Origin of the sequence: Faecalicatena contorta (assembly GCF_001404335.1) — a bacterium.
In the GTDB taxonomy this organism is placed as follows: Bacteria; Bacillota; Clostridia; order Lachnospirales; family Lachnospiraceae; genus Faecalicatena; species Faecalicatena contortus_B.
On the sequence record NZ_CYZU01000069.1, the window covers coordinates 1 to 24,220 of the forward strand.

Genomic DNA, 24,220 nt, shown 5'->3' on the forward strand with positions numbered 1-24,220 from the left:
TGTGTCAGTGGTGCTCCATTTTCAGGGCTGTTTCCCGCCTAGAATTTCTTAGGTCCGCGGCCGCGTTTTTGAAAGGACATGGATGTTCTCCGAGAGGTTTTCGGCTCTCCCTTTATGGAGCGTCCCCATCCGCGCCGAAACTAAAGCGCGTCACTAACTCCCGATTTCCTAAACACAATCTTAATACAATTCAATTTAATTTTATCACCGCCTAAACGCGTTAAGTACTATGATAGAGATAAGAAAAGAGGGTGATGGTTATGTTAACGAATCTAATTTTAGGAATCATTGTAACTGCGGGAATGCTGTACGGCCTCTACCTGATGAGGGGAATTGATAATTTCATGGATGAGGAAAAGAAACTCCAGAAGAAAGACAGGAAGAAAGAATATGCAGTCATATTCGGTAAGAGCAGCGGAGAGGAAAAAATTGCAGGATGGTTTGAAAAAGCAGGAATCCGACCGATTTATCTGGAGAGCATTTATATTGATAAAAATTGGAAGCAGGTGAACTATCTGGCCGCAGTCTCAGAATCCGATATTGATAACCTTTCGGTATGCAATCTGTTCCATAAGATGTACCCGGGCGTGCAGATGTTCAGCATTTGTAATGCGAAAAGCAACATGAAGCTTTACAGGCAGTCACACATCAATGTATTTGCCGAAAAAGAAGAACTGCTGCAGCGGCTGGAGCTGCTGGCAATGGAAAATGAGGTTGGTGCGGCATGAAACTGTTTACAAAACGTCTGACCCAGACACAGATGATTGTCTTGGGGTACTGTATTATCATTTTTCTGGGAGCAGGGCTCCTGATGCTGCCTGTGTCAACTAAGGCCGGGGTATACACCCCTTTTACGGATGCGCTGTTTACTTCAACTTCTGCTGCATGTGTAACCGGACTGGTAATCGCGGATACTTTTCAGTACTGGTCCACATTCGGACAGTGTGTTATTCTGTGTATCATACAGATTGGCGGACTGGGATTTATGACAATCGGCGTATGCTTCGCAATTCTTCTGCGGAGGAAGATTGGTCTATGGACAAGAGGGACGCTCCAGGAGAGCGTCAATATTATGCAGGTGGGCGGAATTGTCCGTCTGGCTAAAAAGATTATTGTCGGAACGGCTATATTCGAAGGAATGGGGGCTCTGATCCTGGCGGTTAGATTCAGCAAGGAGATGAGCCTGGGGAAAGCGGTATATTTTGGGATCTTTCATTCCATATCTGCTTTCTGTAATGCCGGTTTTGATCTGATGGGGGAGAGCGGGGCATACTCCTCTTTTACCCAGTATTATAATGACCCAATAGTAAATCTGGTGATTATGAGCCTGATTGTCATTGGAGGAATTGGTTTTTTTGTATGGAATGACATTTCGGTAAATAAGCTAAATTTCAGGAAATACCGGCTTCATACTAAAATTGTACTTATATCCACAGCAATACTTATTTTCGGAGGAGCGGCGCTGCTCTTTTTCTTTGAAAAAAATAATACCATTGCAGGCATGCCCTTGGGGGATCAGGTGCTTTGTTCCCTGTTCGGATCCGTGACCGCGAGAACGGCCGGTTTCAATACAGTGGATACGGCAGCGCTTACAGACAGCAGTAAGATTCTGACTACGATCCTGATGTTTATAGGAGGAAGCCCGGGATCTACGGCGGGTGGTATTAAGACCACCACATTTGTGGTACTATTAATATATGTGCAGGCCAATCTGCGAAAGGAGATGCACTGTAATATCTTGGGAAGGCGTCTGGATGAGGATTCCATCAGGAAAGCCAGCGCGGTATTGTGTATTAATATGTTCGCAGTGATCCTGGCTGTGCTGGTTATTGTAACCGTACAACCTGCGGAAATGACAGATGTTGCTTTTGAGGTGGTGTCGGCTATTGGAACAGTGGGAATGTCCACCGGTATTACCAGAGATCTGGAGACTGCCTCGAAGCTGGTGTTGATTTTCCTGATGTATTGCGGAAGAATCGGCAGTATGACATTTGCCCTTTCTCTTAGAGGGCACAAAATAGAGGCTCCTGTGAAGGTGCCAGTGGAAAAGATTATGATAGGATAGACAGAGGTGAATGCTATGAAATCAGTATTAATAATTGGACTGGGCAGACTGGGACATCATTTATGTGTTAATATGTCCCAATTGGGCAATGAAGTGATGATTGTTGACAGGAATGAGGAATGTATGCAGGATCTTCTCCCTTACGCCACGATGGCGAAGGTGGGGGACTGTACAAATGAGGATGTGCTGAGGAGCCTTGGCATCGGGAATTTTGATATCTGTTTTGTATGTATAGGTTCAAATTTCCAGAGCAGCCTTGAGATTACCAGCCTGATCAAAGAAATGGGCGCAAAATACGTAGTAAGCAAGGCGAACAGGGACATTCACGCAAAGTTCCTGCTGCGAAACGGAGCAGACGAGGTTATTTACCCGGACAGGGATATTGCGGAGCGCCTGGCGGTGAAACACAGTGCCAACCATGTGTTTGACTATATCGAACTGACCGAGGGGTATTCTATATTTGAGATACCGCCGGTGGAGGAGTGGATAGGGAAGAGTATCCGGCAGCTGGCTATACGCTCTAAATACCATGTCAGCATTCTGGGCATCAAGAAGAACGGGCATCTTCAGCTTCTTCCCCATGCGGAGCGGATTCTGGAAAGAGAGGACCATTTAATGGTGGTGGGGCTGAAAAAGGACATCGACAGAATCTTGGCAAATATCCGTTAAAGTGTTATGATAGTACGGAATCAGTAAGAAAGTAATCCAGGAGGGTTACTGTTCAAACGCCGCGGTAGAGCACAGTAACCAGGAGGAAGCCATGGATGGAATGGGAAAGAGGATCAGGAACCTTGCCAGGAATATAAAGCTTATCTATGCACTGCGGACAATACTGATCGTATTGTCTGCCAGTCTGGTTTGCCTTCTGCTTAATCAGTTCGGTGTGGAAAAGGAAAACGGGCTGATGGTATTTATGGTGGCTGTGCTTCTGATCAGTGTATTTACAAAAGGATATGAGTACGGTATCATAGGCGCTATTGTAAGCGTTATGATGTTCAACTATTTTTTTACGGTTCCTGTACACACCTTCGCGATTATGAATCCGAATGATGTGGCGCTGATGGGCTTTTTTCTGATCACAGCCTGTATATCCTCCAGTCTGACGGCACGCTTCCAGAAACAGCTGGTAATCGCACAGGGCAGCGAGGAGACGGCTCTGAGACTCTGTGAGATGTCAGAAAAGTTCATCAATGTAACCGGCAAAGATAATATTATCCATCTGGGAATCCACTATATTTATGAGCATACGGGATATGAAAGCATTGTGGAGCTGGAGGGGGAGACGATTCCCGCTGGTTCCGGCAATGAGTACACATCCAAGGACTACCTGATATTCCCGATCATCGGAATGGCCAGACAGCTGGGGACTTTAAAAGTGTTCAACCACAAACAGGGGCTGGCGGCAGAAGCGGAGATGCTGGTGAAAACAGCAGCCAACCAGATCGGAATCGCATTGGACCGAGAACTGATCTATGCGGAGCAGGAACAGACCAAACTGGAGGTGCAGCGGGAACACATGAAGAGCAGTATGCTGCGAAGTATTTCCCATGACTTCAGAACACCCCTGACAGGGATTATGGGGGACTGCAGCCTGATGATCGAGAACCAAACTATGGACAGACAGACAAGAGACGATCTTCTGCGGGACATTATAGAGCAGTCCATGTGGCTGATGAAGATGATGGAAAATGTACTGAGCATGACCAGAATCGAGAGTGGACAGCAGTTCATCGAAAAACACCAGGAGGTCGTCGATGATATTGTCTATGAGGTGCAGAAGCATGTAATCGGCCTGAAAAGCAGAAGAGATTTCAGAGTGTCCCTGCCTGACCGCGTGGTCGTAGCGGACATGGACGGGAAGATGATCATGCAGGTTCTGGTGAATCTCCTGGACAATGCGGTGAAGCACACGCAGGACGGGGGAAGCATTTCTCTGGATGTTTCCTACCGCAAAAACAGGGTTTATTTTGTTGTGAAAGATGATGGCGATGGAATCGTAGAGGACATGAAGGAAAAGATCTTCGATGAATTCGTATCGCTTTCGGATAAAAGCACGGACAGGAAACGCGGAATTGGCCTGGGCCTTGCAATCTGCAAGGAAGTGGTGGAGGCTCATGGCGGAAAGATATGGGCAGAAAACTGCAGGGAGGGCGGTGCCAGGTTTACTTTCTGGCTGGAAGCAAGAATTGCAGATTAAGGGAAGCAGTTTACAGGCTTGTCAGGGAATAGTTACGACTTATGAACGGGTGGTAAAGATGAACGAGAAAAAGACAATTTTAATTGTTGAAGATGACAAATATATTGTAAATTTCATGAGTATGACTTTAAAAGATGAGGGATACGGCTATTATGTTGCGAAGTCGGTAAAGGAGGCAATCAGCCTTTTCTACGCAAACCAGCCGGATATGATCCTGCTGGATCTGGGGCTTCCGGATGGGGAAGGCCTGGAAGTGGTCAAGCATGTCAGGGAGTTGTCCAACACTCCGATTATTGTTGTATCTGCAAGGCAGGAAGAGCAGGAAAAGATACAGGCACTGGATGCAGGGGCCGATGATTATGTCACGAAACCATTTTATATGGGAGAGCTGATGGCAAGAATCAGGGTTGCCATGCGCAAGATGGAGAAGATGGCGCCGGACAGCGCCCAGGAAATGTTTCATCAGGATTATCTGACCGTTGACTATACAAAACGAAGTGTCCTGGTGGACGGAGAGGAGATCCACCTCACTCCTATCGAGTATAAGATCCTGACGCTGCTTATTTCAAACCGGGGAAAAGTACTGACCCACAACTATATATTAAAAGAAATCTGGGGATATGGTGAAGGCGTTGAAGCCGGGACACTTCGGGTATTCATGGCCACGCTGCGCAGAAAGATCGAGAAGAATCCTGCAGAACCCCGTTTTATAGTGACAGAAGTAGGCGTAGGGTACCGGTTCAAGGAATAGGGCCAATCTGCCCGTATTCCTTGCATCCGTTTCCTATATCTTTGTCTGAAGCGCATCTAGAATATCGGGAATCTCCTTCGATTCCGAAAAAATCTGATATTCCGGTTCCCGGATATCCTCAAGATAGTGGGCATCTGAACTGCTTACGATATTACATTGTAAGAAGTACGGATGCTCTTTTTGTATTCTGTGCAGGTTCTTCAGGTCATGGAACTCCGCACATGTAAAGGTACTGTCCGGCGGAACGAAGCCCAGGTTGGAAAGTACACTCGTTGAGCTCTTATCCACATGGGCCGGATAGGCGATGCCGCCGTAGGAAGCAGCCAGGGAAAAGGCATCGTCGAACGCAATGTCCGTGGCATTAATAAGCAGATTTTCCACCGTACCCGTTACTTCGTCATTCTCATCCATGATCTGCTGTTTGCCGAATATCTCTTCCCGATTCTTAATGGGAAGCATATGTTCGTAAACATATCCGTCGAATGCAAGGGCATTCTCCAGTGCGGGAAAGAGGCAGATGACGTGAACCTCTTCCGTGGTGCACAGCTCCATTCCGGGAATGACGATGACACCGTATTCTCTGCCGTGAACCATGGCTGCGGGGCAATTCTTACAGCTGTTGTGATCCGTGAGTGCGATGACATCCAGGCCCTTGATGGAAGCCATTCCTGCAATATTGGCAGGAGTCATGTCGTCATCTCCACAGGGGGACAGGCAGGAGTGGAGATGCAGGTCATAATACAACGTTATCATGATAATCCTGCTTCATAGACTTCCAGAGCCATATCAAATACCGGAAGTTCTGTGGCCAGGACGGCAATGCCTTCGCTTTCCGCCTGCTTAAGCGTCCCCTCGTCCAGCCCAACTCCCTCCGCCAGGATAATGCAGGCAGTTTCCGTCAGAGAGGCAACCGCCAGGGTGTTTTTATTCCCCATTACCGTCACCCAGACTCCGTCGGCCGGGGCCTTGCTCATAGCGATGCTGAGCAGGTCGCAGCAGAATACTTTCGACAGCTCACGTTCCGGATTCCCCTTTACCAGTACTTTGCATCCTGGTATATCTAAAACAGACTGTAGTTTCATGGTCTACTCCTCCCTCTTCTTTTTATGTCGTTCAGGAACTCCAAATGCATCCAGTTCTGTCGTGAGTTTGTGTATGTACTCATGGAGCAGCTTTGCGTTGTCATCATCGGTGTTACAGGACAGATTGGATGTTTTGGAGAGAAAATCAATCTCTTTGGAGAGACTGGAAATATGTTCCCTCAATACATAGATACAGTCATTGCTGGTAGCCGCGCCTCTTACAATATCTTCTGCGAGAGTCTGGCAGGTGGGCGCCCCGCAGGATCCGCAGTCCAGGCCCGGGAACTTCTTGGTCAGTTCTTCCACCGTGCTCATCATTTCCAGGCTTTCCTTGAAACTGTTGCCAAGACGGAAGACAGGTTCATACTCCACATCGTCATCCCAGTGTACGCTTTTCAGTTCGGGATGGCTGGAGAGATGGCTCTTGGAGACAGGCTGATAGCGCAGCAGTCGTTTCGTCTTGGTAGTTGCCACATAAGCGTTCTCTACGGTAAGTGTGCCGCCCACACAGCCGCCGTTGCAGGCACTGAGTTCGATAAACTTCAGGCCGTGGATCCTTTCATCCTCGATCTCTTCCAGAACCCGAAGGATATTGACGATACCGTCGGCAGCCAGATAGCTGTCAATCAGAAGGCCGCCCACTTCGCCGCCGACATTGCCCCAGCCAAGCCCGATCCTTCCGGAATTGGAGAGCGGCTCAAGCTGTGACTCATCCCGGCTCATATGCGGGAGCAGCAGCGGATAAACATCCTTGATGGCGACCACTTTATCAATGTTGCTCTTGTCGATTCCCAGAGGCGCCTTAGAATAAGAAACCTTGGAGGGGCACGGGGAGATAAAGATGATCCCGATATCCTCGGAAGGCAGCCCCGTTTTCTCTATGGCATGCGCCCTGGCTATCTCGGCGGCAACCTCTACCGGCGGCTTGATCGGAAGCAGCTTGGAGAGCAGGGAGGGGAACTTCACCCGGATCAGCCTGACCACGGATGGACAGGCGGAACTGATAAAAGGCCCTTCATCTTCATGTTCCTTCATATACTCCCTGGAAGCTTCGGAGACCAGCTCCGCCGCCGCACTGACCTCGTATACGTCGTCAAACCCCAGTTTAAGCAGTGCGTTCAGTATAATGTCCACATTTGTCAGGTTGTTGAACTGAGAATAGAGTGACGGCGCGGGCAGTGCAACGGTATACTTATAATCATTCAAAACATTTAAGGAATCATAGATTGGTATTTTTGCATGGTGCGGGCAGTAACGGATACATCTGCCGCAGTCTATGCAGAACTTATCGATAATATGGGCTTTCCCATTATGTACACGGATTGCCTGGGTCGGGCAATACTTGATACAATTAATACAGCCCTGGCAGAGGTCTTCCTTGAGTCGGACAGACCGCATAAATTTGTCCATGACAGCTCCTTTCGTTACAGTGATTCATAAATCCGGCTGTGCGGTTAGATAAATACTTTCATGGTAACAGTAGTGCCCTTCCCGGGCACGGATTCTATGTGAAAATCATCCGAATATTTCTTCATATTCGGAAGTCCCATGCCGGCCCCAAAACCGAGAGAACGCACTTCCTCCGGCGCAGTAGAGTACCCCTCCTGCATTGCCTTGGAGATATCCTCGATACCAGGCCCCACATCGGCCAGGACCATTGTGATCTCAGTATCCGAGATTGTAACGGTGATTTCTCCGCCATTGGCATGAATCACCATATTGATCTCACCTTCATACATGGCGATGGCGACCTTGCGGATAGCGGAAGCATTCACTCCCAGCATCTTCAGCTTGTTTTTAATAGCGCTGCTGGCCTCCCCTGCACGGGTAAAATCATCCCCGGAGATTGTATAAGTAAATGTCAATAATTCATCCATTCAGGCACCTCCCCGGAGTCCGTGTTCGTACAGGATCCCACATGTCGTAAACATAAAATGTTTGGTGGCCAGAATAGCCATTCCCTTGCCGCGGGCCAGCGCAATGATATTCTCATCCGGCATCTTACCGCGTACAAATACAATACAGGCAATGTCCAGCATCTCCGCCGTCCTGACGACCTGCGGGTTGCACAGCCCGGTAATCAGGACAGAGCACTGATCGGCAAAGGCAAGGACATCGCTCATCATATCAGATGAAAAAACGAATTCTGCATCCAAATCCAATAATTCTTCGCCGAACAGAATGTCGGCATCCAGCAATTTCTTCATTTCCCCTATTGTCATAAGCCCTCCTAAATTCTGAAAATAAAGTATTAACCCGAGAAAATATCAGGTAAAATCATGGGTTTAGTATAGCATTTGTACCTATAAAAAGCAATCGGGAGTTAGCGACGAGCTTTGGTCTCGGCGCGGATGGGGACGCCAAGCGGACTGTAAGCGGCAAGCCCTTTGGCCTGTATGGTCGGTTTAAAATCCTGACCGCTTAACGAAGAAGCTCTAAGAGACCCGGAGGCACCCGGAAGGGCACATCCGGCATGCGCTGAAAAAATTGATATTTTTTCAGCACAGGCCGGATTGAAAATTGATTTCGGAGAATCAATTTTCATCCCTTCCGAATGCCTCCGGCTCTCTAAGAGCTTCTAGTCGTCCGCTATAAGGCGTTTTAAACCGACCATACAGGCCAAAGGGCTTGCCGCTTACAGTCCGCTTGGCTGATTCATCCGACCAGCAGTAAAGAACTCGTCCCCTGGTTGGGAGCCCGAGACGAGGGAGGCGGATGGAATTGGCTATGCGTATACTTACCAGGGACATGAAAGTACCATCAATTCTATATCCATACGCTGCCCCCGTTTGAGGCCCCACCTTAGAGACGGGTCTTTTCCTGCCGGCTGGATGCACCAGCTCCATGAAGGGATAGCCGAAAACCGCCCTGGGAATATACCTGCCCTTTCAAAAACGCGGCCGCGGGCCTAAGTAATTCCAGGTGGGAACCAGCCGTGAAAATGGGGGGATTCTTTGATCACCGAATCAAAGAATCGGCTGACTCAGCGCGGGAAATCATCGGATTTCCTGTGATGTGTCAGCTGTACCCCATTTTCATGGCTGGTTCCCACCTGGAATTACTTAGGCCCGCGGCCGCATTTTTGAAAGGGCAGGTATATTCCCAGGGCGGTTTTCGGCTATCCCTTTATGGAGCGTCCCCATCCGTGCCGAGACTAAAGCTCGTCACTAACTCCCGATTTCGTGAATATTAGTAATAATGAGAATAGTTATCGGTAAATATGAACAAAAAGTAACGTAAATAGTTCTGGAATTTTGTCATATCTCATGGTATTATAATATGGGTACAAACCCAAAGAAAAGAATGGAGGTTAAGCGATGCTCGCGAAGAAACAAACCGTTCCGTTTACAGGAACAAAGGAACAAGAAGAATCTTTATTAAAAGTGATAGCTGAGCTGAAGGATGAAAAAGGCGCCTTGATGCCGATTCTTCAAAAAGCCCAGGATATCTATGGATACCTTCCAATAGAGGTACAGACGATCATTTCTAACGAAACCGGGATCCCTCTGGAAAAGATATACGGAGTTGTTACATTCTATTCCCAGTTTACATTAAACCCGAAAGGAAAATATCAGATTTCCGTCTGTCTCGGAACTGCCTGTTATGTTAAAGGCTCCGGGGATATTTACAATGCGCTCATGGAAAAACTTGGCATTGTTGGCGGAGAATGTACGCCTGACGGCAAGTTTTCACTGGATGCATGCCGTTGTGTAGGCGCCTGTGGACTGGCTCCGGTTTTGATGGTTAATGAGGAAGTATACGGCCGTCTGACAGTGGATGATATTGACGACATTTTAGCAAAATACGAATAAGCCGATGATGCCGGAAATATCTCTGAACATATTGGACGTTGCTGAAAATTCTGTACGTGCAGGAGCATCACTTATTGAAATAGGGGTTTCTGTGCAGACAGAGGAGGACACGCTCACCGTTGTAATCAAGGATGACGGATGCGGTATGTCTGCAGAACAGGTAGAAAAGGTGCAGGACCCATTTTACACGACTAGGACTACGAGAAGAGTAGGTTTGGGAGTGCCTTTTTTCAAACAGGCTGCAGAGAGTACAGGAGGTAGCTTCTCCATTATGTCGGAATTAGGAAAGGGAACAGTGGTAACAGCTGTTTTTGGATTATCACATATAGACAGAATGCCGCTCGGGGATATTAGTTCTACCATACATACACTGGTTGTTTTCAATGAACAGATTCGATTTATTTATACTTACCGGTATAATGACAGTGAATTTGTTCTGGATACTCGTGAGATCAGAGAGATTCTGGGGGAAGACATTTCTTTCTCAAGTCTGGAGGTCTCCGGATTTATCAGGGAATTTCTCGAGTCAAATAAGGCTGAGGCAGACCAGGGAGCGGATATATAGATGATTTTGAAAATAAGAATGGAGGAAATACATGAAATCTCTCGAAGAATTACGCGCAATTAGAGAAAAAATGCAGGGTAAAGTCGGCGTCCGCGCAGAGAGCGAAGACCAGATCAGAGTGGTAGTCGGCATGGCTACCTGCGGAATCGCAAGCGGCGCAAGACCAGTGCTGACAGCGCTTTCCGATGCTGTTCAGGAGCAGGGCCTTAACAATATTAACGTAACACAGACAGGATGCATCGGACTCTGCCAGTACGAGCCTATCGTAGAAGTTATGGAACCAGGCAAGGAGAAAGTTACATATGTAAAGATGAATCCGGAAAAAGCATTGGAAGTATTAAGAATGCATCTTCTGGACGGCCAGGTCGTAACAAAGTATACATTGGGTGCAGTACAGAAGAGTGTTGAGAAAAAATAAAGGAGGCTAATGATTATGTATCGTTCGCACGTTTTGGTTTGTGGTGGAACAGGCTGTACTTCCTCCGGAAGCCCGAGAATTATAGAAAAACTTGAGAAAGAAATCAAGGCCCAGGGTCTGGCTGATGAAGTCGGTGTTGTTAAAACCGGCTGCTTCGGACTGTGTGCGCTGGGACCGATCATGATTGTATATCCGGAAGGATCTTTCTATTCCATGGTACAGGAAGACGATATTCCGGAGATTGTATCCGAACATCTGTTAAAGGGAAGGGTAGTTACTCGTCTTCTTTACGATGAGACAACAAAGACAGACAAGATTCTTCCTCTGAATGAGACAAACTTCTATAAGAAGCAGAAGAGAGTCGCTTTGAGAAACTGCGGTGTTATTAATCCGGAGGATATCGAAGAATACATAGGTACAGGTGGATATGAGGCTCTGGGTACCGTACTGACGGAAAAGACACCGGAAGATGTCATCCAGATCCTGCTGGACAGCGGCCTCAGAGGACGCGGAGGCGCCGGCTTCCCGACGGGTCTGAAGTGGAAATTTGCGGCGGCAAATGACGCGGATCAGAAGTATGTCTGCTGTAATGCCGACGAGGGAGACCCGGGTGCATTTATGGATCGTTCCGTACTGGAAGGTGACCCGCATGTAGTTCTGGAGGCTATGACAATCGCAGGTTATGCGATCGGTGCTTCCCAGGGATATATTTATGTGCGTGCAGAATACCCAATCGCAGTAAAGCGTCTCGAAATCGCGATCGGACAGGCGAGAGAGTACGGCCTGTTAGGAAAAAATATTTTCGACAGCGGCTTCGATTTTGATATTGAGCTGAGACTTGGTGCAGGCGCCTTTGTCTGCGGTGAGGAGACGGCTCTCATGACTTCCATCGAGGGCAACAGAGGAGAGCCAAGACCTCGTCCGCCATTCCCGGCACTGAAAGGTCTGTTCGAGAAACCGACCATATTGAACAATGTTGAAACGTACGCGAACATCCCGCAGATTATCGTGAACGGCCCGGAATGGTTTGCATCCATGGGCACAGAGAAGTCTAAGGGTACAAAAGTATTCGCTCTCGGCGGTAAGATTAACAATACCGGTCTTGTGGAGATTCCAATGGGAACCACACTCCGTGAGATCGTAGAAGAGATCGGCGGCGGTGTTCCGAACGGCAAGAAGTTCAAGGCAGCCCAGACAGGCGGACCATCCGGCGGATGTATTCCGGCCGAGCACTTTGATGTGCCGATCGACTATGACAACCTGATAGAAATCGGCTCCATGATGGGATCCGGAGGTCTGATTGTTATGGACGAAGATAACTGTATGGTAGATATCGCGAAGTTCTTCCTGGAATTCACAGTAGACGAATCCTGTGGTAAGTGTACGCCATGCCGTGTCGGCACAAGACGTATGCTGGAGATCCTGGAGAAGATCACGAAGGGCCAGGCAACAATGGCAGATCTGGATAAGCTGGAAGAACTGTGTTACCACCTGAAATCCAATTCTCTGTGTGCATTGGGGCAGACAGCGCCGAACCCGGTACTTTCCACGCTTCATTACTTCAGGGACGAATACATCGCACATATCGTAGACAAAAAGTGTCCGGCAGGAGTATGTAAAGACCTGCTCCACTACAAGATTGATGCTGACAAATGTAAAGGGTGTACCTTATGTGCAAGAACCTGTCCGTCTGATGCAATCATCGGCAGCGTAAAAGAACCACATATGATTAACCCAGAAAAATGTGTGAAGTGCGGCGCTTGTATGGAGAAATGCCGTTTCGGTGCGATTTACAAAGAGTAATGGAGGATAGAGACTATGGAAAATGTAAATATTAAAATTAATGGCATAGATGTCTGTGCACCGGCAGGCTCTACGATTCTGGATGCGGCACATATCGCAGGGATTAAGATCCCCACTCTGTGCTTCCTGAAGGAAATCAATGAGATTGGTGCCTGCCGTATGTGCATCGTAGAAGTAAAAGGTGCAAGGAATCTGGTTGCAGCCTGTGTACACCCGATCAATGAGGGAATGGAGGTCCTGACAAACACCCCGGAGCTGATCGCATCGAGAAAGCGTACGCTGGAACTGATTCTTTCCAATCATGATAAAAAATGTCTCTCCTGCGTCAGAAGCGGAAAGTGCGAGCTTCAGGAGCTATGCCAGGAACTGGGCGTGGAAGATGAGAACTATTTTGCAGGAGAATCACCGGAGTTTGAGCTGGATGACAGCGCACCTCATATGATCCGTGACAATAACAAGTGTATCCTCTGCAGAAGATGTACGGCTGTCTGTGAAAAAGTACAGTCCGTAGGCGTGATCGGGCCAAACAACAGAGGATTCGCATCCTCTATCGGTTCACCGTTTGATATGGGACTGGCAGAAACAAGCTGTGTATCCTGCGGTCAGTGTATCACCGCATGTCCGACTGGTGCTTTATATGAAAAAGACTTTATCGACGACGTGCTCGCTGCAATTGCGGATGAGAGCAAACATGTCATCGTTCAGCCGGCTCCTTCCGTAAGAGCTGCCCTTGGAGAAGAATTCGGATATCCGATGGGAACAGACGTGGAAGGCAAGATGGCGGCGGCACTCAGAAGAATCGGATTCGACGGAGTATTCGATACAGACTTCAGTGCAGACCTTACCATCATGGAAGAGGCACATGAGTTCCTCGACCGTGTACAGAACGGCGGAGTGCTTCCGATGATGACCTCCTGTTCACCGGGATGGATCAAATACTGTGAGCACTACTATCCGGATCAGCTGGAACACCTGTCCAGCTGCAAATCACCACAGCAGATGTTCGGCGCTATTGCAAAGACATATTATGCCGAGAAGATGGGCATAGACCCGAAGAACATCGTATGTGTCAGCGTAATGCCATGTACGGCGAAGAAGTTCGAGATCAACCGTGACGACCAGGATGCAGCAGGAGTACCCGACGTTGACATCTCAATCACCACAAGAGAACTTGCCCGTCTGATCCGCAAAGTCGGAATCAACTTCAGAAGCTTGCCGGACGAAGGATTTGACGATCCGTTAGGAGAGTCCACAGGTGCGGGCGTGATCTTCGGAGCAACCGGAGGCGTTATGGAAGCCGCGCTGCGTACAGCGGTTGAGACTTTGACAGGCGAAGAACTTGCAAGCCTGGAGTTCAACGAGGTCCGCGGTACAGAAGGCATCAAAGAGGCTACATACAATGTGGCAGGAATGGATGTCAAAGTAGCAGTAGCATCCGGACTGTCCAACGCAAAGCAGATTATGGATAAAGTACGTGCAGGGGAAGCAGACTATCACTTCATCGAGATCATGTGCTGCCCGGGCGGATGTGTAAACGGAGGCGGACAGCCTCAGGTACATGCAGACGTACGCAACTATGAAGATGTCAGAGCTATCCGTGCAAAAGCACTGTATGATAATGATAAAGCAAAAACTATCAGAAAATCACATGACAACCCGTCTATCCAGAAACTCTATGAGGAGTTCCTTGGAGAACCGGGAAGTGAAAAGGCACATCATATACTGCATACAAGCTATGTAAAAAGAAGTATTAACTAAGGAGCGGATTTTAGCGAGTGGATGGGGACGGGACGCTAAGTAAAAGGTGAGCCGGATCCCCCTGTGGGGCTGTGCATGCCATTTCTGTATCCTGCCCGCTTGCTAAGAAACCGTAAGAGAAAAAACAGGGAACCTGGAGGGACTTGCCGCATTTGGCCCAAAATCTTGATGATTTTGAGCCGCAGGCGGCAACAGAATTTGTTTTGGTAAAACAAATTCTGCCCTCCAGGTTCCCTGTTTTTTCTCTAACGGATTCTATCGCGCGCTATTAAGGGTACAGAAATGGCATGCACAGCCCCACAGGGGGATCCGGCTCACCTTTCACTTAGCTGGGCGCATCCGGCCGGCAGGAAAGATCGTTCCCCCTCGGAGGGGAGATTAAGGCGGGAGAGGCGGATGGTGCGGGCCTGGATAGGACGGTATCGTAAGGGGTGCGTTATAATTGACTACAGGAGGGCTTTACGCGTATCCAAAAGGATCCACCGGCCCCGTCAAACTTCTCCATGAACAGCATCCAACCGTCTGGATGCACCCAGCCTGTGGAAGGAGGGACTTGTGCCGGGGGGCGGGAAACTTCCTTACCCCTTTCTGACAGGCATAGAGTGCGCCGTAGTGTCACTTGATAAAAACCGCCGCCAGGGGGGAGGCTAAAAGATGCTCACCAAAGCATCTTTTAAAAAGGCCTGAGCCGCGCAATTCATCAGAATTGCGGGGTGAATGCCTTTGGTGCCTCCCCCCTGGCGGCGGTTTTTATCTAGTGACACTTGGCAAACGGACCGCCTGCAGAAAGGGGGAAGGAAGTTTCCCGCCCCCCGGCACAAGTCTCTCCTTCCACAGGCGGCCTCCTCCCCCCATCCGTTCATTCCTCCTGTCATTCACTAAAATTTATGGATATTTGGTGTGATCAGTGGTAGAATGGTTTCAGAAATGTTTTGAGATGAGAGGAGCTTAGAAGTCATGAGAGTGATTGATTTTAAGGATGCGAAATGCAGGCACTGCTACAAGTGTGTGCGCTACTGTATGGTGAAGGCGATTTCCGTACGGGATGAGCAGGCGCATATTCTGAAGGACCACTGTATTAACTGCGGCCGGTGTATGGAGATCTGCCCGCAGAATGCCAAGACGTTTGCCAGCGATATGGATCGGGTGAAGGGGTATCTGAGGCAGGGGTTTAAAATGATTATTTCGATCGCTCCGTCTTATATTGGAGTACTGGAATTTGACAGGCCGGGACAGGTTGTGGATGCTCTTTTAAAACTTGGGTTTGCAGAGGTCAGGGAGACGGCCGAAGGGGCAGCCATGGTGACGAATGAGTATAAAAAAATCATTCGGGAAAATAAGATGCCTAATATAATTACGACATGCTGTCCGAGTGTCAATGATCTGGTGGAAAAGTATTATCCTGACTGTGTGGATCTGCTGGCGCCGGTGGTTTCACCCATGGTGGCACACGGACGTTATATAAAGAAGCTGTACGGTAATGATGTGAAAGTGGTATTTTTGGGGCCGTGTATTGCGAAAAAACAGGAGGCAATCGGGGATGAAAGAGTATTCGGAGCGATTGATGCGATTCTTACTTTTGAAGAACTGTCGATCTGGCTGGAGGAGGCAGGTATCGATATCTATGCCTGCGAGGATAAGCCTATGGGTAACCCGGATCCTAAGGTTAACCGAATGTATCCGATCAGCGGAGGCGTGATTCAGTCAGTTGTGACCGAGGAGGAGGCCGATACATATCATAAAGTCTATGTGGACGGACTGGCAAACTGCATGGAGATGCTGGAGTGTCTGCAGCGGGGAGAACTGGAGCACTGCTTTATTGAGGCAAATGTCTGTGAAGGCGGATGCGCGAAGGGCCCAGCATCCGCAAGGTGGAACACGTCTTATGTGAAGGCGAAAGTAAAGATTGAAAATGAGGTATCTTATAAGGCTGCAAGGAACCTGCCGGAAATGAGCACGCAGGAACTGGCAAAGGCATTTGAGGACAACCACCTGACGGACCGTATCCCCACGGATAAGGAAATCCGGGATATTCTGAAGTCTACCGGGAAATATTCCGAGGAGGATGAATTGAACTGTGGAGCCTGTGGCTATCCTACCTGCAGGGATAAAGCGATCGCCGTTTATCAGAATAAGGCAGAGCTGTCCATGTGCATGCCGTATGCGCTGACGCAGGCAGAGTCTATGTCCAATGTGGTGATGGATGTTACGCCGAATATGATCTTTATTATAGATAGCAGCATGAAGATCAGGGAATGTAATAAAAAGGCGCAGGAACTGCTCGGAGTGGGAAGGGATGAGGCCGTTCAGCGTTACATTTTCGAATTCATAGAGGCCGAGGATATTGAGGAGACACTGCGCACCAAAGAACCCGTTATCCACAAAAAGATCCAGCTGGAACATGGTAGAATGACTGCGGAGGAGACGATCGTTTATATTGAAAACCTGGATTCCGTGCTTGTAACCTTCCAGGATGTAACCAGAGAGGAGAAAATCAAGGAGCAGCATTATTTCCTGAAAGTGGAGACCGTTAAGATGGCGCAGGAGGTCATCGAGAAGCAGATGATGGTTGCCCAGGAGATTGCAGGTCTGCTCGGTGAGACAACAGCAGAGACAAAGGTGACGCTGACAAAACTTCGGGATTCTATCCTCAATGAAGGGGAGGAATGATATGAGCGTAAGTATAGACGTGGCATGGAAGAGCCTGAATAAGCACCATGAAGAACTGTGCGGCGATAAAGTGGAGATCTTAAAGACGGAGGACTCCGACATTGTGATTCTTGCGGACGGAATGGGGAGTGGTGTGAAAGCTAACATTCTCGCAACACTGACATCCAAGATACTCAGGACGATGCTGTTCGAAGGCGCAGCCATAGAATCCTGTGTGGCGACAATCGCCAAAACGCTTCCGATCTGCCAGGTGAGGAAGGTGGCTTATGCGACATTCAGTATCCTGCAGATCTTTCGTAACGGAGACGCCTATCTGGTGGAATATGATAATCCGGCCTGTGTATTTATCCGGGACAAGAAAATTGTAAATTATCCCTACGAGGAAAGGGTGATTGAGGGAAAGAAAATCCACGAATACCGTTTTAAGGTCCAGCAGAATGACTGCTTTGTACTGATGAGCGATGGCGTGATTTATGCCGGCGCGGGTGAGATACTGAACCTGCAGGGATGGACCTGGGAGAGCATGGCGGAGTATACCCTGCAGTGTACGAAAAAAACGATGTCAGCCTCCAGGCTGGCTGCCCTTCTGAGCCAGGCATGCGATGACCTCTATGTACAGAAACCGGGCGACGACACGACGGTGGCTGTGGCGAGGGTGATTGAGCGGAGAGTAGTAAATATATTTACAGGGCCTCCGAAGAGCAAAGAAGACGATGAGAAACTGATGCATGAATTTATGCATAAAGAAGGCCGGAAAATCGTATGCGGCGGGACAAGTGCCAACATCGCTGCGAGGATTCTCAGGAAGGATATTATCACCAAAGTAGATTACAATGATCCGAACGTGCCCCCCATGGCAACGATAGAAGGGCTGGATCTGGTTACAGAGGGCGTGCTGACACTGGGTAAGGCGCTGAAATTGCTGAAACGGTATGTGAAGGATGAATTTGACGTGGAGTTCTTCGACGAGCTGGATGCCAATAACGGTGCATCCCGGCTTGCAAAGATATTGATCGAAGAGTGCACGGAGCTGAATCTCTTTGTGGGGACTGCCGTGAACGAAGCACACCAGAACTCGGAACTGAGTTTTGACCTCAGCGTGCGGATGAATCTGATAGAGCAGCTGGAGTCCGTAGTCGGTAAGATGGGGAAAAAAGTCAAAGTAAATTATTATTAGGAGGGAAGTACTCAGCCTGCGTATGAGGCTATTATGCCGCTGCAGGCTGAAAAACAGCAATGGAAGGCAGAAGAAACAGGAAACATTTTAAAATCAGATACCTTATCATCGGTATTCTGGTATTTGTTCTGTATGTACTTTTGGGGACAATCATATCTTATATCCGGCAGCCAAAGGTAAGCAGGGAATACAAAAAATCTTTTGATGCGGAGGACTGCTACTCAGATATTGTATCCGGTGACAGGGCATGTATCATAGAGGACAATGCGGACGGACTGGAAGAACGTCTGAAGATGCTGGAACAGGCAGAGAACCGGATTATCCTTTCAACATTTGATTTCCATGCGGACCAGAGCGGTAAAGATGTCATTGCCGCTCTGATCCATGCTGCCAGGCGGGGCGTGGATGTGAAGGTCCTTGTGGACGGGTTTTCCGCGTTTCAGCAGATGGATGGAAATGAATATTTTTACGCCCTCTCATCGGAAAAAAATGTAGAGGTGAGGATTTACAACCGGATTAACCTGCTGACGCCATGGAAGAGCATGGGCCGTCTTCATGATAAATATCTGATTGTGGATGACGGCCTGTATATGCTGGGCGGAAGAAACACCTATGACTATTTCCTGGGGGACAACGGATATAAGAATTACGACAGAGATGTCCTGGTCTACACAAGAAATCCCGATGATGAAAGTTCCATACATCAGCTGGAATTCTATTTTGATTCCGTGTGGGATCTGGATGTATGTAAGAAGTTCAGAACCACCTCCTGGAGAGTGCGTGCCAAAGACCTCACCCGTGCCAAAGAAGAGCTGGAAGCCAGATACCAGGAGATCTTAAAAAACAATCCGGCTCTAAAAGAGAAACCAGATTATCAGGCCATGACTTTTGAGACAGGGAAGATTACCCTTCTGAGCAATCCGACCCATGTATACGCCAAAGAGCCAACGCTGTTTTATGCCTTGACCAGCCTGATGAAGGACACCGATGAAGAAATCGCGATCCACACGCCATACATCATCTGCAATGACTGGATGTATCAGGAGTTTGAATCGGTCTGTGAAGCCAACGAAAATGTCCTTTTAATGACCAATTCCGTAGCCAACAACGGGAACCCGTTCGGCGCTTCGGATTACAGGAAAAATAAAGGAAAACTTTTAGATACCGGTCTGGAAATCCATGAATACGAAGGCGGAGTTTCCTATCACGGGAAAAGCATCACAATCGGAGATGATCTGGCAATCGTAGGCTCCTTCAACATGGACATGAGAAGTGCCTACCTGGATACAGAACTGATGCTTGTGATCGACAGCAAAGAAGTAACAAAACAGCTCAGGGGATACATGAAAAGCTACGAAGACGATTCCGTGCAGGCACTGCCCGACGGAACATATAACATCCCGGAGGGAGTCACAAGACAGAAAATCAGCAAAAGCCGTGAAAACCGCATAAAACTCCTGACCCCCTTCAACTGGATGAGATTTTTGATGTAATGGGGGGAGGACGCCTGTCTGCGGAGTGGCTTTGGCGGCTGCGGGGGAGCTTTTTGTGCTGTTTTTTGGAGCTGTCCGTTTGCTAACAAATCCTAAATAAAAACCATGCCGGATGGAAAGGCCCGGCGGCATTCACCCCGCAATTCTGATGAATTGCGCGGCTCAGGCCGTCTTAAAATTTGCTTTGGTGAGCAAATTTTATCCTTTCCATCCGGCATGGTTTTTATTAAGGATTTGTAAGCGCACTCTATGCTTCCAAAAAGCAGCACAAAAAGCTCCCTCCGCAGCCGCCAAAGCCACTCCCCAGACAGGCTGGTGCATCCGGTCGGTAGAAGCTTGACATTGGTTGAGAAACTGACGGTGAGGCGGATTACGGATGGGAGATGTGGGTTACAAATGGGAGGCGTGGATTATGGATGGGAGATGCAGGCAACTGACGGGAGGCGTGGATTATGGATGGGAGATGCAGGCAACTGACGGGAGATGTGCATTACTGCTGGGGAGACTTTGGTATCAACATTGAAGCACAATCCGCCTCTCCCGTCTGCGTTCCCACCCGGGAAGTGACAGTAACTTCTGACAGGATGCGACCAGCTGTGTGAAAGTGGAGCAGGGCTCTCCTGGATGCGTCTTTTAGGGCATTAGTGCCGCTTCATCAAAATCGGAGCCGGCATGTGAACTTCTTCCAGGCCCACAAGGCCTGGAAGAAAGCAGACCCGCAGCGAGAATTCATCAGAATTCTCGTGAGTGTCTGCGATGTTCAACATGCCGGCTCCGATTTTGATTAGCGGCACTTATGCCCTAATACCGTATCCAGGAGAGCCCTGCTCCACTTCCAGTCCAGCGGCCCCTTTGCCACCCTCCCTCACTCCCCATAAACCGCATAAGTATTGGGATAAGCCTTTCCGTTGAGGGTGATTTCTACGGACCCCGTTGTGGTTTTATAGTTTCCAAGGAGTCCGCTGCATTCGTCATAGCTGATCTGATCCAGAAGTTTCTGGATTTCTTCAGGACTGGTGACGGGGATTCCGTCTCCGAAGGAATAATCATAGGATGATTTCTGCTTTTCTATGGTTGAATAACCGAGGTCAGCATTTTGAGTATATACATCGTCTGTGCCTTCATTCGGATAGTAGGTCATTAGTGCAACGTCATTGGGACTGATTTTGGTTCGGAATTTGTATCCGTGTTCCTCCAGCAACTGCAGTGTATTTGTATAGGAACGATAGACATAAAACTGCCCTAATTGAATTTTATGCACGCTTTTTCCGGTTACGGGTTCGGCAGCATACTTGTCGGGGAAATCTACGATAAGTTCACCCAATGGGGCTTCGTTCTGTAGTTCTGCAATATCTGCGCTCAGGACGTCTTCTTTGTAGGCATCGATAAGTTGGTTTTGCTCTTTCCTGCTTAAGGACAGTGAATCGGCCTTGTAATAGATATCCTGCATAGAAATACCAAGGATGTCTTCCGGGTTCAGATGGAAGACCGGGAAAAGCTCTTTTCGGTATGCTTCACTCTCGCAGGCCTGTTTCATCGCACTCAAAAGCGCTGTCTTATCTACTGCATACTGACGGTAAACATTTTTCCCGTTTGTGAGTCCAAAACGCATTGTGACAACGACAGCATCCTGGGAGCTGTCTCCCTGATTAATGAATTGGGGTGTGATCCCCTGCTTTAGGTTCTCTATGCCTTCTTCTGACAGACGGTACAGTGTCTCGTAATCAGTGATGGCTGCGGCCGGAGCATTCAGCTGGTCGTAGAGGACTCCTTCATAGCTTTCCGGATAGTCAAAATATCCGGAAAAATTATCGGTGTATACGGACATTTCGGCAAGCTTTTTTTCTTTGGGCAGATAGGTGTCATATCCGAACAGGTCAAACTGCAGGATGCAGAGAATTGCCGCTACGGCACAAAGGGAAAGGGCCGTTGATGCTTTTCCCGACAGGATCTGCCGGATGTCCTGGTGGTATATGAATTCAATCAGCAGACAGAGCAGAATTACGGTAAGTATACTGAAGGAAATAATCCACCGTGAGCCGCTGCTGGCGCTGAAAGAATCGATAAACAGACCGATAAATAATGCAGTGGGTACCGCGATCAGGATCTTGATGACAGGGGCTGATTTGGAAAAGGCCAGTGCATTTTCAGCCGCCTCTGCCGGATAATATTTATAGATCAAAAGGGCGGCTGCGATCAGTATGACAGCACACAGAACTGCACAGATCAGGACAGCCGGAGACGACGGCCGCAGGGTAGTCGTACGTAATGTCCGCATATATAGGGTGGCTGGCGTCATATATTCCACGATCTCCTGTAGAATAGCGGGGGAGCTGCTGGTCCAGGTATGAAAGAATTTAGAGGCAAGTCCTCCCATAAGAAACATAATAATGTTCCCGTATATAAGCAGGACAAATGAAGCAAGAACTCCTGTAACAATGCGGCCTGTCAGGAACATGGCCAGAATACTGGTGTGATAACAGATCAAAAAGCCCAGGACGCCTCCCAGCACGGAGGTAAAGGCGGTCAGCAATATCTCCCTGTTCAGTATTCCGTGCGCCTGGCCTATCAGCAGTGTGGACAATGCGAACAGGAGATAGGGTACCAGAAAAATAATCAGGCCGCCCCAGTATGAGACTGCAAACCACTGTACACGCCTGACCGGCATGGAATGATAAAAGTCCTGTTTGTCTCTGGAGTGCAGATAGGAGAATCCGGTTACCGCACAAAGAATTGCCAGGATCACGATCAATACAGCGAAATAGCGGTTAGTGGAACCGTTAAAAAACCCGGGAAATGTTCCGGAGGCCCAGCTTTGGAAATCCCCGCTGCCGGCCTTGTACCAAGGCTGATTCTTTACACTGTCGATGGAGAGAAGCGTATAAACCGGAAGGATGAGAAACAGCAGGACTGCGCTCAGGGCGGCAAGCCATCCCCGGCGCCTGATGTCGGATTCTATAAATTTAAAGTATGAGATTTTTGATGTCATAGCCGGCTACCTCCGTTTCGCTGATAAAGATTTCTTCTAAAGTTAATGGCAGTATTTCTGCAAATACAGGAGCCTTTGAATTAACACAGTTGAGAAGCGCTTCCTTTGTTCCCCTTGCTGTGATCAGCATCAGGGAACCGGATTTCTCGTACTGCAGGACCGTTAGTTCCTGGAGAAGCTGCTGCTCCCTGGCTTCGTCCGGAAGGACGCACTGGATCTTATGGACATGGTATTTCATCTGATCCAGATCCTGGGTGAGCAGAAGTTTTCCCTTATGAAGCAGCCCGATGCTGTCACAGATATCCTCCAGCTCCCGGAGATTATGGGAGGCAATGACCGGAGTAAAATCCCGCTTCATCAGCTCTGCGGCAAACAGGCTCTTTACTGCCTGCCGCATGACCGGATCCAGTCCATCGAATGTCTCATCACAGAGGAGGTATTTTGTCCCCGTGCATAGGCCGAGCAGCAGGGATACCTGCTTTTTCATGCCCTTGGAAAATGTATTCAGTTTCCTGGTGAGTGTGATGTCCAGCTTTTCTGCGAGACTGTCAAATGCCTTGCTGTCAAACTGAGAATAGACCATCGCGTAGTAATCCCGCATGACCGCGGGTGTCGCATTTGGAAAAAAATAGGCGGAATCAGAGAGAAAGCAGATATTCTCTTTGGCCTCCCGATTCTCGTAGGCGGGCTGTCCGTCCACAAGAAGAGCCCCGTCATCTGGTTTCAGGATCCCGGAAATCAGGCGCAGAAGAGTACTTTTCCCAGCTCCATTGCTGCCCACCAGTCCAAAGATCATCCCTTCGCTGATCGATGCGGTAACATGATCTATTGCATGGATATTCTGAAATGTTTTGTCTATATTTTTTAATTCAATCATGCAGAACCTCCTTTTGATATAGCTGATCAATTATTTTACTGCATTCTTCGCGGGTGACTCCCATCTCCCTGCCATAGAAAATCAGTTTTTTTAAGTCCTCAAAAAATGCCAGTTTTTTCTGCTTTGCCAGCTGCCCGCTGCCGGAAACAAAATTCCCCCGCCCCTTAACCGGATAAATATATCCCTGCTGCTCCAGCTGGGCAAAGGCCTTCTGGATCGTATTCGGATTAATGGACAGCTGTAATGCAAGGGAGCGAACGGAGGGCATCTGGTCGTCTGGTTTTAATACGCCTTTAAGAATGAGCATCTGGAAACGTTCGACAATCTGCTCATAGATGGGCGTCCTGCTTTGATAATCAATGTTTATCATGCGAACCTCCTGTATGGTTGGTGTGTGAAGTGTACTAATTCAACTAATACACTTAATGTAACATATCAACTCAATAAAGTCAATTGGGATTTAGCGACGAGCTTTAGTTTCGGCGCGGATGGGGACGCTCCATAAAGGGATAGCCGAAAACCTCCCGGAGAACATCCATGTCCTTTCAAAAACGCGGCCGCGG

The 24,220-nt window shown here is 48.4% G+C and carries 23 protein-coding genes; 14 read left to right on the forward strand and 9 right to left on the reverse strand.

Annotated features, from left to right (window positions below; all coding sequences use genetic code 11):
* Nucleotides 1-260 precede the first annotated feature (260 nt).
* The 5 genes from ARB69_RS22620 (at nt 261) to ARB69_RS22640 (ending at nt 5,013) form a co-directional block, all read left to right on the forward strand.
* On the forward strand, nt 261-728 hold the full coding sequence (locus tag ARB69_RS22620) for a hypothetical protein (RefSeq protein WP_055155077.1): 468 nt from the start codon (nt 261-263) through the stop codon (nt 726-728).
* Nucleotides 725-2,065 carry a TrkH family potassium uptake protein gene (locus ARB69_RS22625; protein ID WP_055155078.1) on the forward strand — a complete coding sequence of 447 codons (1,341 nt, stop codon included), beginning with the start codon at nt 725-727 and terminating at the stop codon, nt 2,063-2,065. Before ARB69_RS22620 ends, ARB69_RS22625 begins: the two co-directional genes overlap by 4 nt.
* Nucleotides 2,066-2,080: 15 nt before the next feature.
* Entirely contained in the window at nt 2,081-2,734 is a 654-nt protein-coding gene (locus ARB69_RS22630) for a potassium channel family protein (protein ID WP_050639846.1), read from the forward strand.
* A 91-nt stretch (nt 2,735-2,825) separates the two neighbouring features.
* A complete protein-coding gene (locus ARB69_RS22635; RefSeq protein WP_050639847.1) occupies nt 2,826-4,262 on the forward strand; it encodes an ATP-binding protein in 1,437 nt (478 codons plus the stop codon).
* 58 nt (nt 4,263-4,320) lie between these two features.
* Nucleotides 4,321-5,013 carry a response regulator gene (locus ARB69_RS22640; protein ID WP_055155087.1) on the forward strand — a complete coding sequence of 231 codons (693 nt, stop codon included), beginning with the start codon at nt 4,321-4,323 and terminating at the stop codon, nt 5,011-5,013.
* 33 nt (nt 5,014-5,046) lie between these two features.
* Here ARB69_RS22640 and ARB69_RS22645 read toward each other — a convergent pair whose 3' ends face one another.
* The 6 genes from ARB69_RS22645 to ARB69_RS22670 form a co-directional block, all read right to left on the reverse strand.
* The gene (locus ARB69_RS22645) at nt 5,047-5,766 is read right to left on the reverse strand and encodes a PHP domain-containing protein (RefSeq protein WP_055155079.1); all 720 of its coding nucleotides are present in this window, start codon (nt 5,764-5,766) and stop codon (nt 5,047-5,049) included.
* A complete protein-coding gene (locus tag ARB69_RS22650; RefSeq protein ID WP_055155080.1) occupies nt 5,763-6,095 on the reverse strand; it encodes a hypothetical protein in 333 nt (110 codons plus the stop codon). Before ARB69_RS22650 ends, ARB69_RS22645 begins: the two co-directional genes overlap by 4 nt.
* Before the next feature lie 3 nt (nt 6,096-6,098).
* Complete coding sequence (locus ARB69_RS22655; RefSeq protein WP_050639850.1) at nt 6,099-7,505, reverse strand: [Fe-Fe] hydrogenase large subunit C-terminal domain-containing protein; 1,407 nt, start codon at nt 7,503-7,505, stop codon at nt 6,099-6,101.
* 44 nt (nt 7,506-7,549) lie between these two features.
* Nucleotides 7,550-7,972: an ATP-binding protein gene (locus ARB69_RS22660; protein WP_025657127.1), complete on the reverse strand. Its 423-nt coding sequence runs from the start codon at nt 7,970-7,972 to the stop codon at nt 7,550-7,552.
* Entirely contained in the window at nt 7,973-8,317 is a 345-nt protein-coding gene (locus tag ARB69_RS22665) for a DRTGG domain-containing protein (protein ID WP_025657128.1), read from the reverse strand. It lies immediately after the preceding gene.
* Nucleotides 8,318-8,418: 101 nt separating this feature from the next.
* Nucleotides 8,419-8,640 (reverse strand): hypothetical protein, encoded by a 222-nt coding sequence (locus tag ARB69_RS22670; protein WP_050639851.1) that lies wholly within the window; start codon nt 8,638-8,640, stop codon nt 8,419-8,421.
* A gap of 772 nt (nt 8,641-9,412) precedes the next feature.
* Here ARB69_RS22670 and ARB69_RS22680 point away from each other — a divergent pair.
* The 9 genes from ARB69_RS22680 (at nt 9,413) to ARB69_RS26905 (ending at nt 20,314) form a co-directional block, all read left to right on the forward strand.
* Nucleotides 9,413-9,907 carry a complex I 24 kDa subunit family protein gene (locus tag ARB69_RS22680; RefSeq protein WP_050639853.1) on the forward strand — a complete coding sequence of 165 codons (495 nt, stop codon included), beginning with the start codon at nt 9,413-9,415 and terminating at the stop codon, nt 9,905-9,907.
* Between the two features lie 4 nt (nt 9,908-9,911).
* Nucleotides 9,912-10,472, forward strand: coding sequence for an ATP-binding protein (locus ARB69_RS22685; protein WP_050639854.1), 561 nt, complete (start codon nt 9,912-9,914; stop codon nt 10,470-10,472).
* A 31-nt stretch (nt 10,473-10,503) separates the two neighbouring features.
* Nucleotides 10,504-10,890 (forward strand): (2Fe-2S) ferredoxin domain-containing protein, encoded by a 387-nt coding sequence (locus tag ARB69_RS22690; RefSeq protein WP_025657131.1) that lies wholly within the window; start codon nt 10,504-10,506, stop codon nt 10,888-10,890.
* A 15-nt stretch (nt 10,891-10,905) separates the two neighbouring features.
* A complete protein-coding gene (gene nuoF / locus ARB69_RS22695; RefSeq protein ID WP_050639855.1) occupies nt 10,906-12,693 on the forward strand; it encodes an NADH-quinone oxidoreductase subunit NuoF in 1,788 nt (595 codons plus the stop codon).
* A gap of 15 nt (nt 12,694-12,708) precedes the next feature.
* Nucleotides 12,709-14,451 (forward strand): NADH-dependent [FeFe] hydrogenase, group A6, encoded by a 1,743-nt coding sequence (locus ARB69_RS22700; protein WP_055155082.1) that lies wholly within the window; start codon nt 12,709-12,711, stop codon nt 14,449-14,451.
* Between the two features lie 957 nt (nt 14,452-15,408).
* Nucleotides 15,409-17,121, forward strand: a complete 1,713-nt coding sequence (locus tag ARB69_RS22710; RefSeq protein ID WP_055155084.1) for a [Fe-Fe] hydrogenase large subunit C-terminal domain-containing protein — start codon at nt 15,409-15,411, stop codon at nt 17,119-17,121.
* Nucleotide 17,122: 1 nt separating this feature from the next.
* A complete protein-coding gene (locus tag ARB69_RS22715) occupies nt 17,123-18,298 on the forward strand; it encodes a SpoIIE family protein phosphatase (protein WP_050639858.1) in 1,176 nt (391 codons plus the stop codon).
* Between the two features lie 59 nt (nt 18,299-18,357).
* The gene (locus ARB69_RS22720) at nt 18,358-19,791 is read left to right on the forward strand and encodes a phospholipase D-like domain-containing protein (RefSeq protein WP_055155085.1); all 1,434 of its coding nucleotides are present in this window, start codon (nt 18,358-18,360) and stop codon (nt 19,789-19,791) included.
* Nucleotides 19,792-20,167: 376 nt separating this feature from the next.
* Nucleotides 20,168-20,314 (forward strand): hypothetical protein, encoded by a 147-nt coding sequence (locus ARB69_RS26905; protein WP_157355712.1) that lies wholly within the window; start codon nt 20,168-20,170, stop codon nt 20,312-20,314.
* Nucleotides 20,315-20,656: 342 nt separating this feature from the next.
* Here the strand turns inward: ARB69_RS26905 and ARB69_RS22725 are convergent, their stop codons facing one another.
* From ARB69_RS22725 to ARB69_RS22735, 3 genes are read right to left on the reverse strand one after another with little or no spacing between them, the layout of a single operon-like run.
* The gene (locus ARB69_RS22725) at nt 20,657-22,780 is read right to left on the reverse strand and encodes a DUF6449 domain-containing protein (protein ID WP_055155086.1); all 2,124 of its coding nucleotides are present in this window, start codon (nt 22,778-22,780) and stop codon (nt 20,657-20,659) included.
* Complete coding sequence (locus ARB69_RS22730) at nt 22,755-23,657, reverse strand: ATP-binding cassette domain-containing protein (protein ID WP_050639861.1); 903 nt, start codon at nt 23,655-23,657, stop codon at nt 22,755-22,757. The genes ARB69_RS22725 and ARB69_RS22730 overlap by 26 nt, the downstream gene beginning before the upstream one ends.
* On the reverse strand, nt 23,650-24,027 hold the full coding sequence (locus tag ARB69_RS22735; protein ID WP_050639862.1) for a GntR family transcriptional regulator: 378 nt from the start codon (nt 24,025-24,027) through the stop codon (nt 23,650-23,652). Before ARB69_RS22735 ends, ARB69_RS22730 begins: the two co-directional genes overlap by 8 nt.
* Nucleotides 24,028-24,220 lie beyond the last annotated feature (193 nt).

Coding starts and splice junctions, on each gene's coding strand:
- ARB69_RS22620 (WP_055155077.1), top strand. CDS start 261: ATGTTAACGAATCTAATTTTAGGAATCATTGTAACTGCGGGAATGCTG.
- ARB69_RS22625 (WP_055155078.1), top strand. CDS start 725: ATGAAACTGTTTACAAAACGTCTGACCCAGACACAGATGATTGTCTTG.
- ARB69_RS22630 (WP_050639846.1), top strand. CDS start 2,081: ATGAAATCAGTATTAATAATTGGACTGGGCAGACTGGGACATCATTTA.
- ARB69_RS22635 (WP_050639847.1), top strand. CDS start 2,826: ATGGATGGAATGGGAAAGAGGATCAGGAACCTTGCCAGGAATATAAAG.
- ARB69_RS22640 (WP_055155087.1), top strand. CDS start 4,321: ATGAACGAGAAAAAGACAATTTTAATTGTTGAAGATGACAAATATATT.
- ARB69_RS22645 (WP_055155079.1), bottom strand. CDS start 5,766: ATGATAACGTTGTATTATGACCTGCATCTCCACTCCTGCCTGTCCCCC.
- ARB69_RS22650 (WP_055155080.1), bottom strand. CDS start 6,095: ATGAAACTACAGTCTGTTTTAGATATACCAGGATGCAAAGTACTGGTA.
- ARB69_RS22655 (WP_050639850.1), bottom strand. CDS start 7,505: ATGGACAAATTTATGCGGTCTGTCCGACTCAAGGAAGACCTCTGCCAG.
- ARB69_RS22660 (WP_025657127.1), bottom strand. CDS start 7,972: ATGGATGAATTATTGACATTTACTTATACAATCTCCGGGGATGATTTT.
- ARB69_RS22665 (WP_025657128.1), bottom strand. CDS start 8,317: ATGACAATAGGGGAAATGAAGAAATTGCTGGATGCCGACATTCTGTTC.
- ARB69_RS22670 (WP_050639851.1), bottom strand. CDS start 8,640: ATGAAAATTGATTCTCCGAAATCAATTTTCAATCCGGCCTGTGCTGAA.
- ARB69_RS22680 (WP_050639853.1), top strand. CDS start 9,413: ATGCTCGCGAAGAAACAAACCGTTCCGTTTACAGGAACAAAGGAACAA.
- ARB69_RS22685 (WP_050639854.1), top strand. CDS start 9,912: ATGATGCCGGAAATATCTCTGAACATATTGGACGTTGCTGAAAATTCT.
- ARB69_RS22690 (WP_025657131.1), top strand. CDS start 10,504: ATGAAATCTCTCGAAGAATTACGCGCAATTAGAGAAAAAATGCAGGGT.
- nuoF (WP_050639855.1), top strand. CDS start 10,906: ATGTATCGTTCGCACGTTTTGGTTTGTGGTGGAACAGGCTGTACTTCC.
- ARB69_RS22700 (WP_055155082.1), top strand. CDS start 12,709: ATGGAAAATGTAAATATTAAAATTAATGGCATAGATGTCTGTGCACCG.
- ARB69_RS22710 (WP_055155084.1), top strand. CDS start 15,409: ATGAGAGTGATTGATTTTAAGGATGCGAAATGCAGGCACTGCTACAAG.
- ARB69_RS22715 (WP_050639858.1), top strand. CDS start 17,123: ATGAGCGTAAGTATAGACGTGGCATGGAAGAGCCTGAATAAGCACCAT.
- ARB69_RS22720 (WP_055155085.1), top strand. CDS start 18,358: ATGGAAGGCAGAAGAAACAGGAAACATTTTAAAATCAGATACCTTATC.
- ARB69_RS26905 (WP_157355712.1), top strand. CDS start 20,168: ATGGGAGATGTGGGTTACAAATGGGAGGCGTGGATTATGGATGGGAGA.
- ARB69_RS22725 (WP_055155086.1), bottom strand. CDS start 22,780: ATGACATCAAAAATCTCATACTTTAAATTTATAGAATCCGACATCAGG.
- ARB69_RS22730 (WP_050639861.1), bottom strand. CDS start 23,657: ATGATTGAATTAAAAAATATAGACAAAACATTTCAGAATATCCATGCA.
- ARB69_RS22735 (WP_050639862.1), bottom strand. CDS start 24,027: ATGATAAACATTGATTATCAAAGCAGGACGCCCATCTATGAGCAGATT.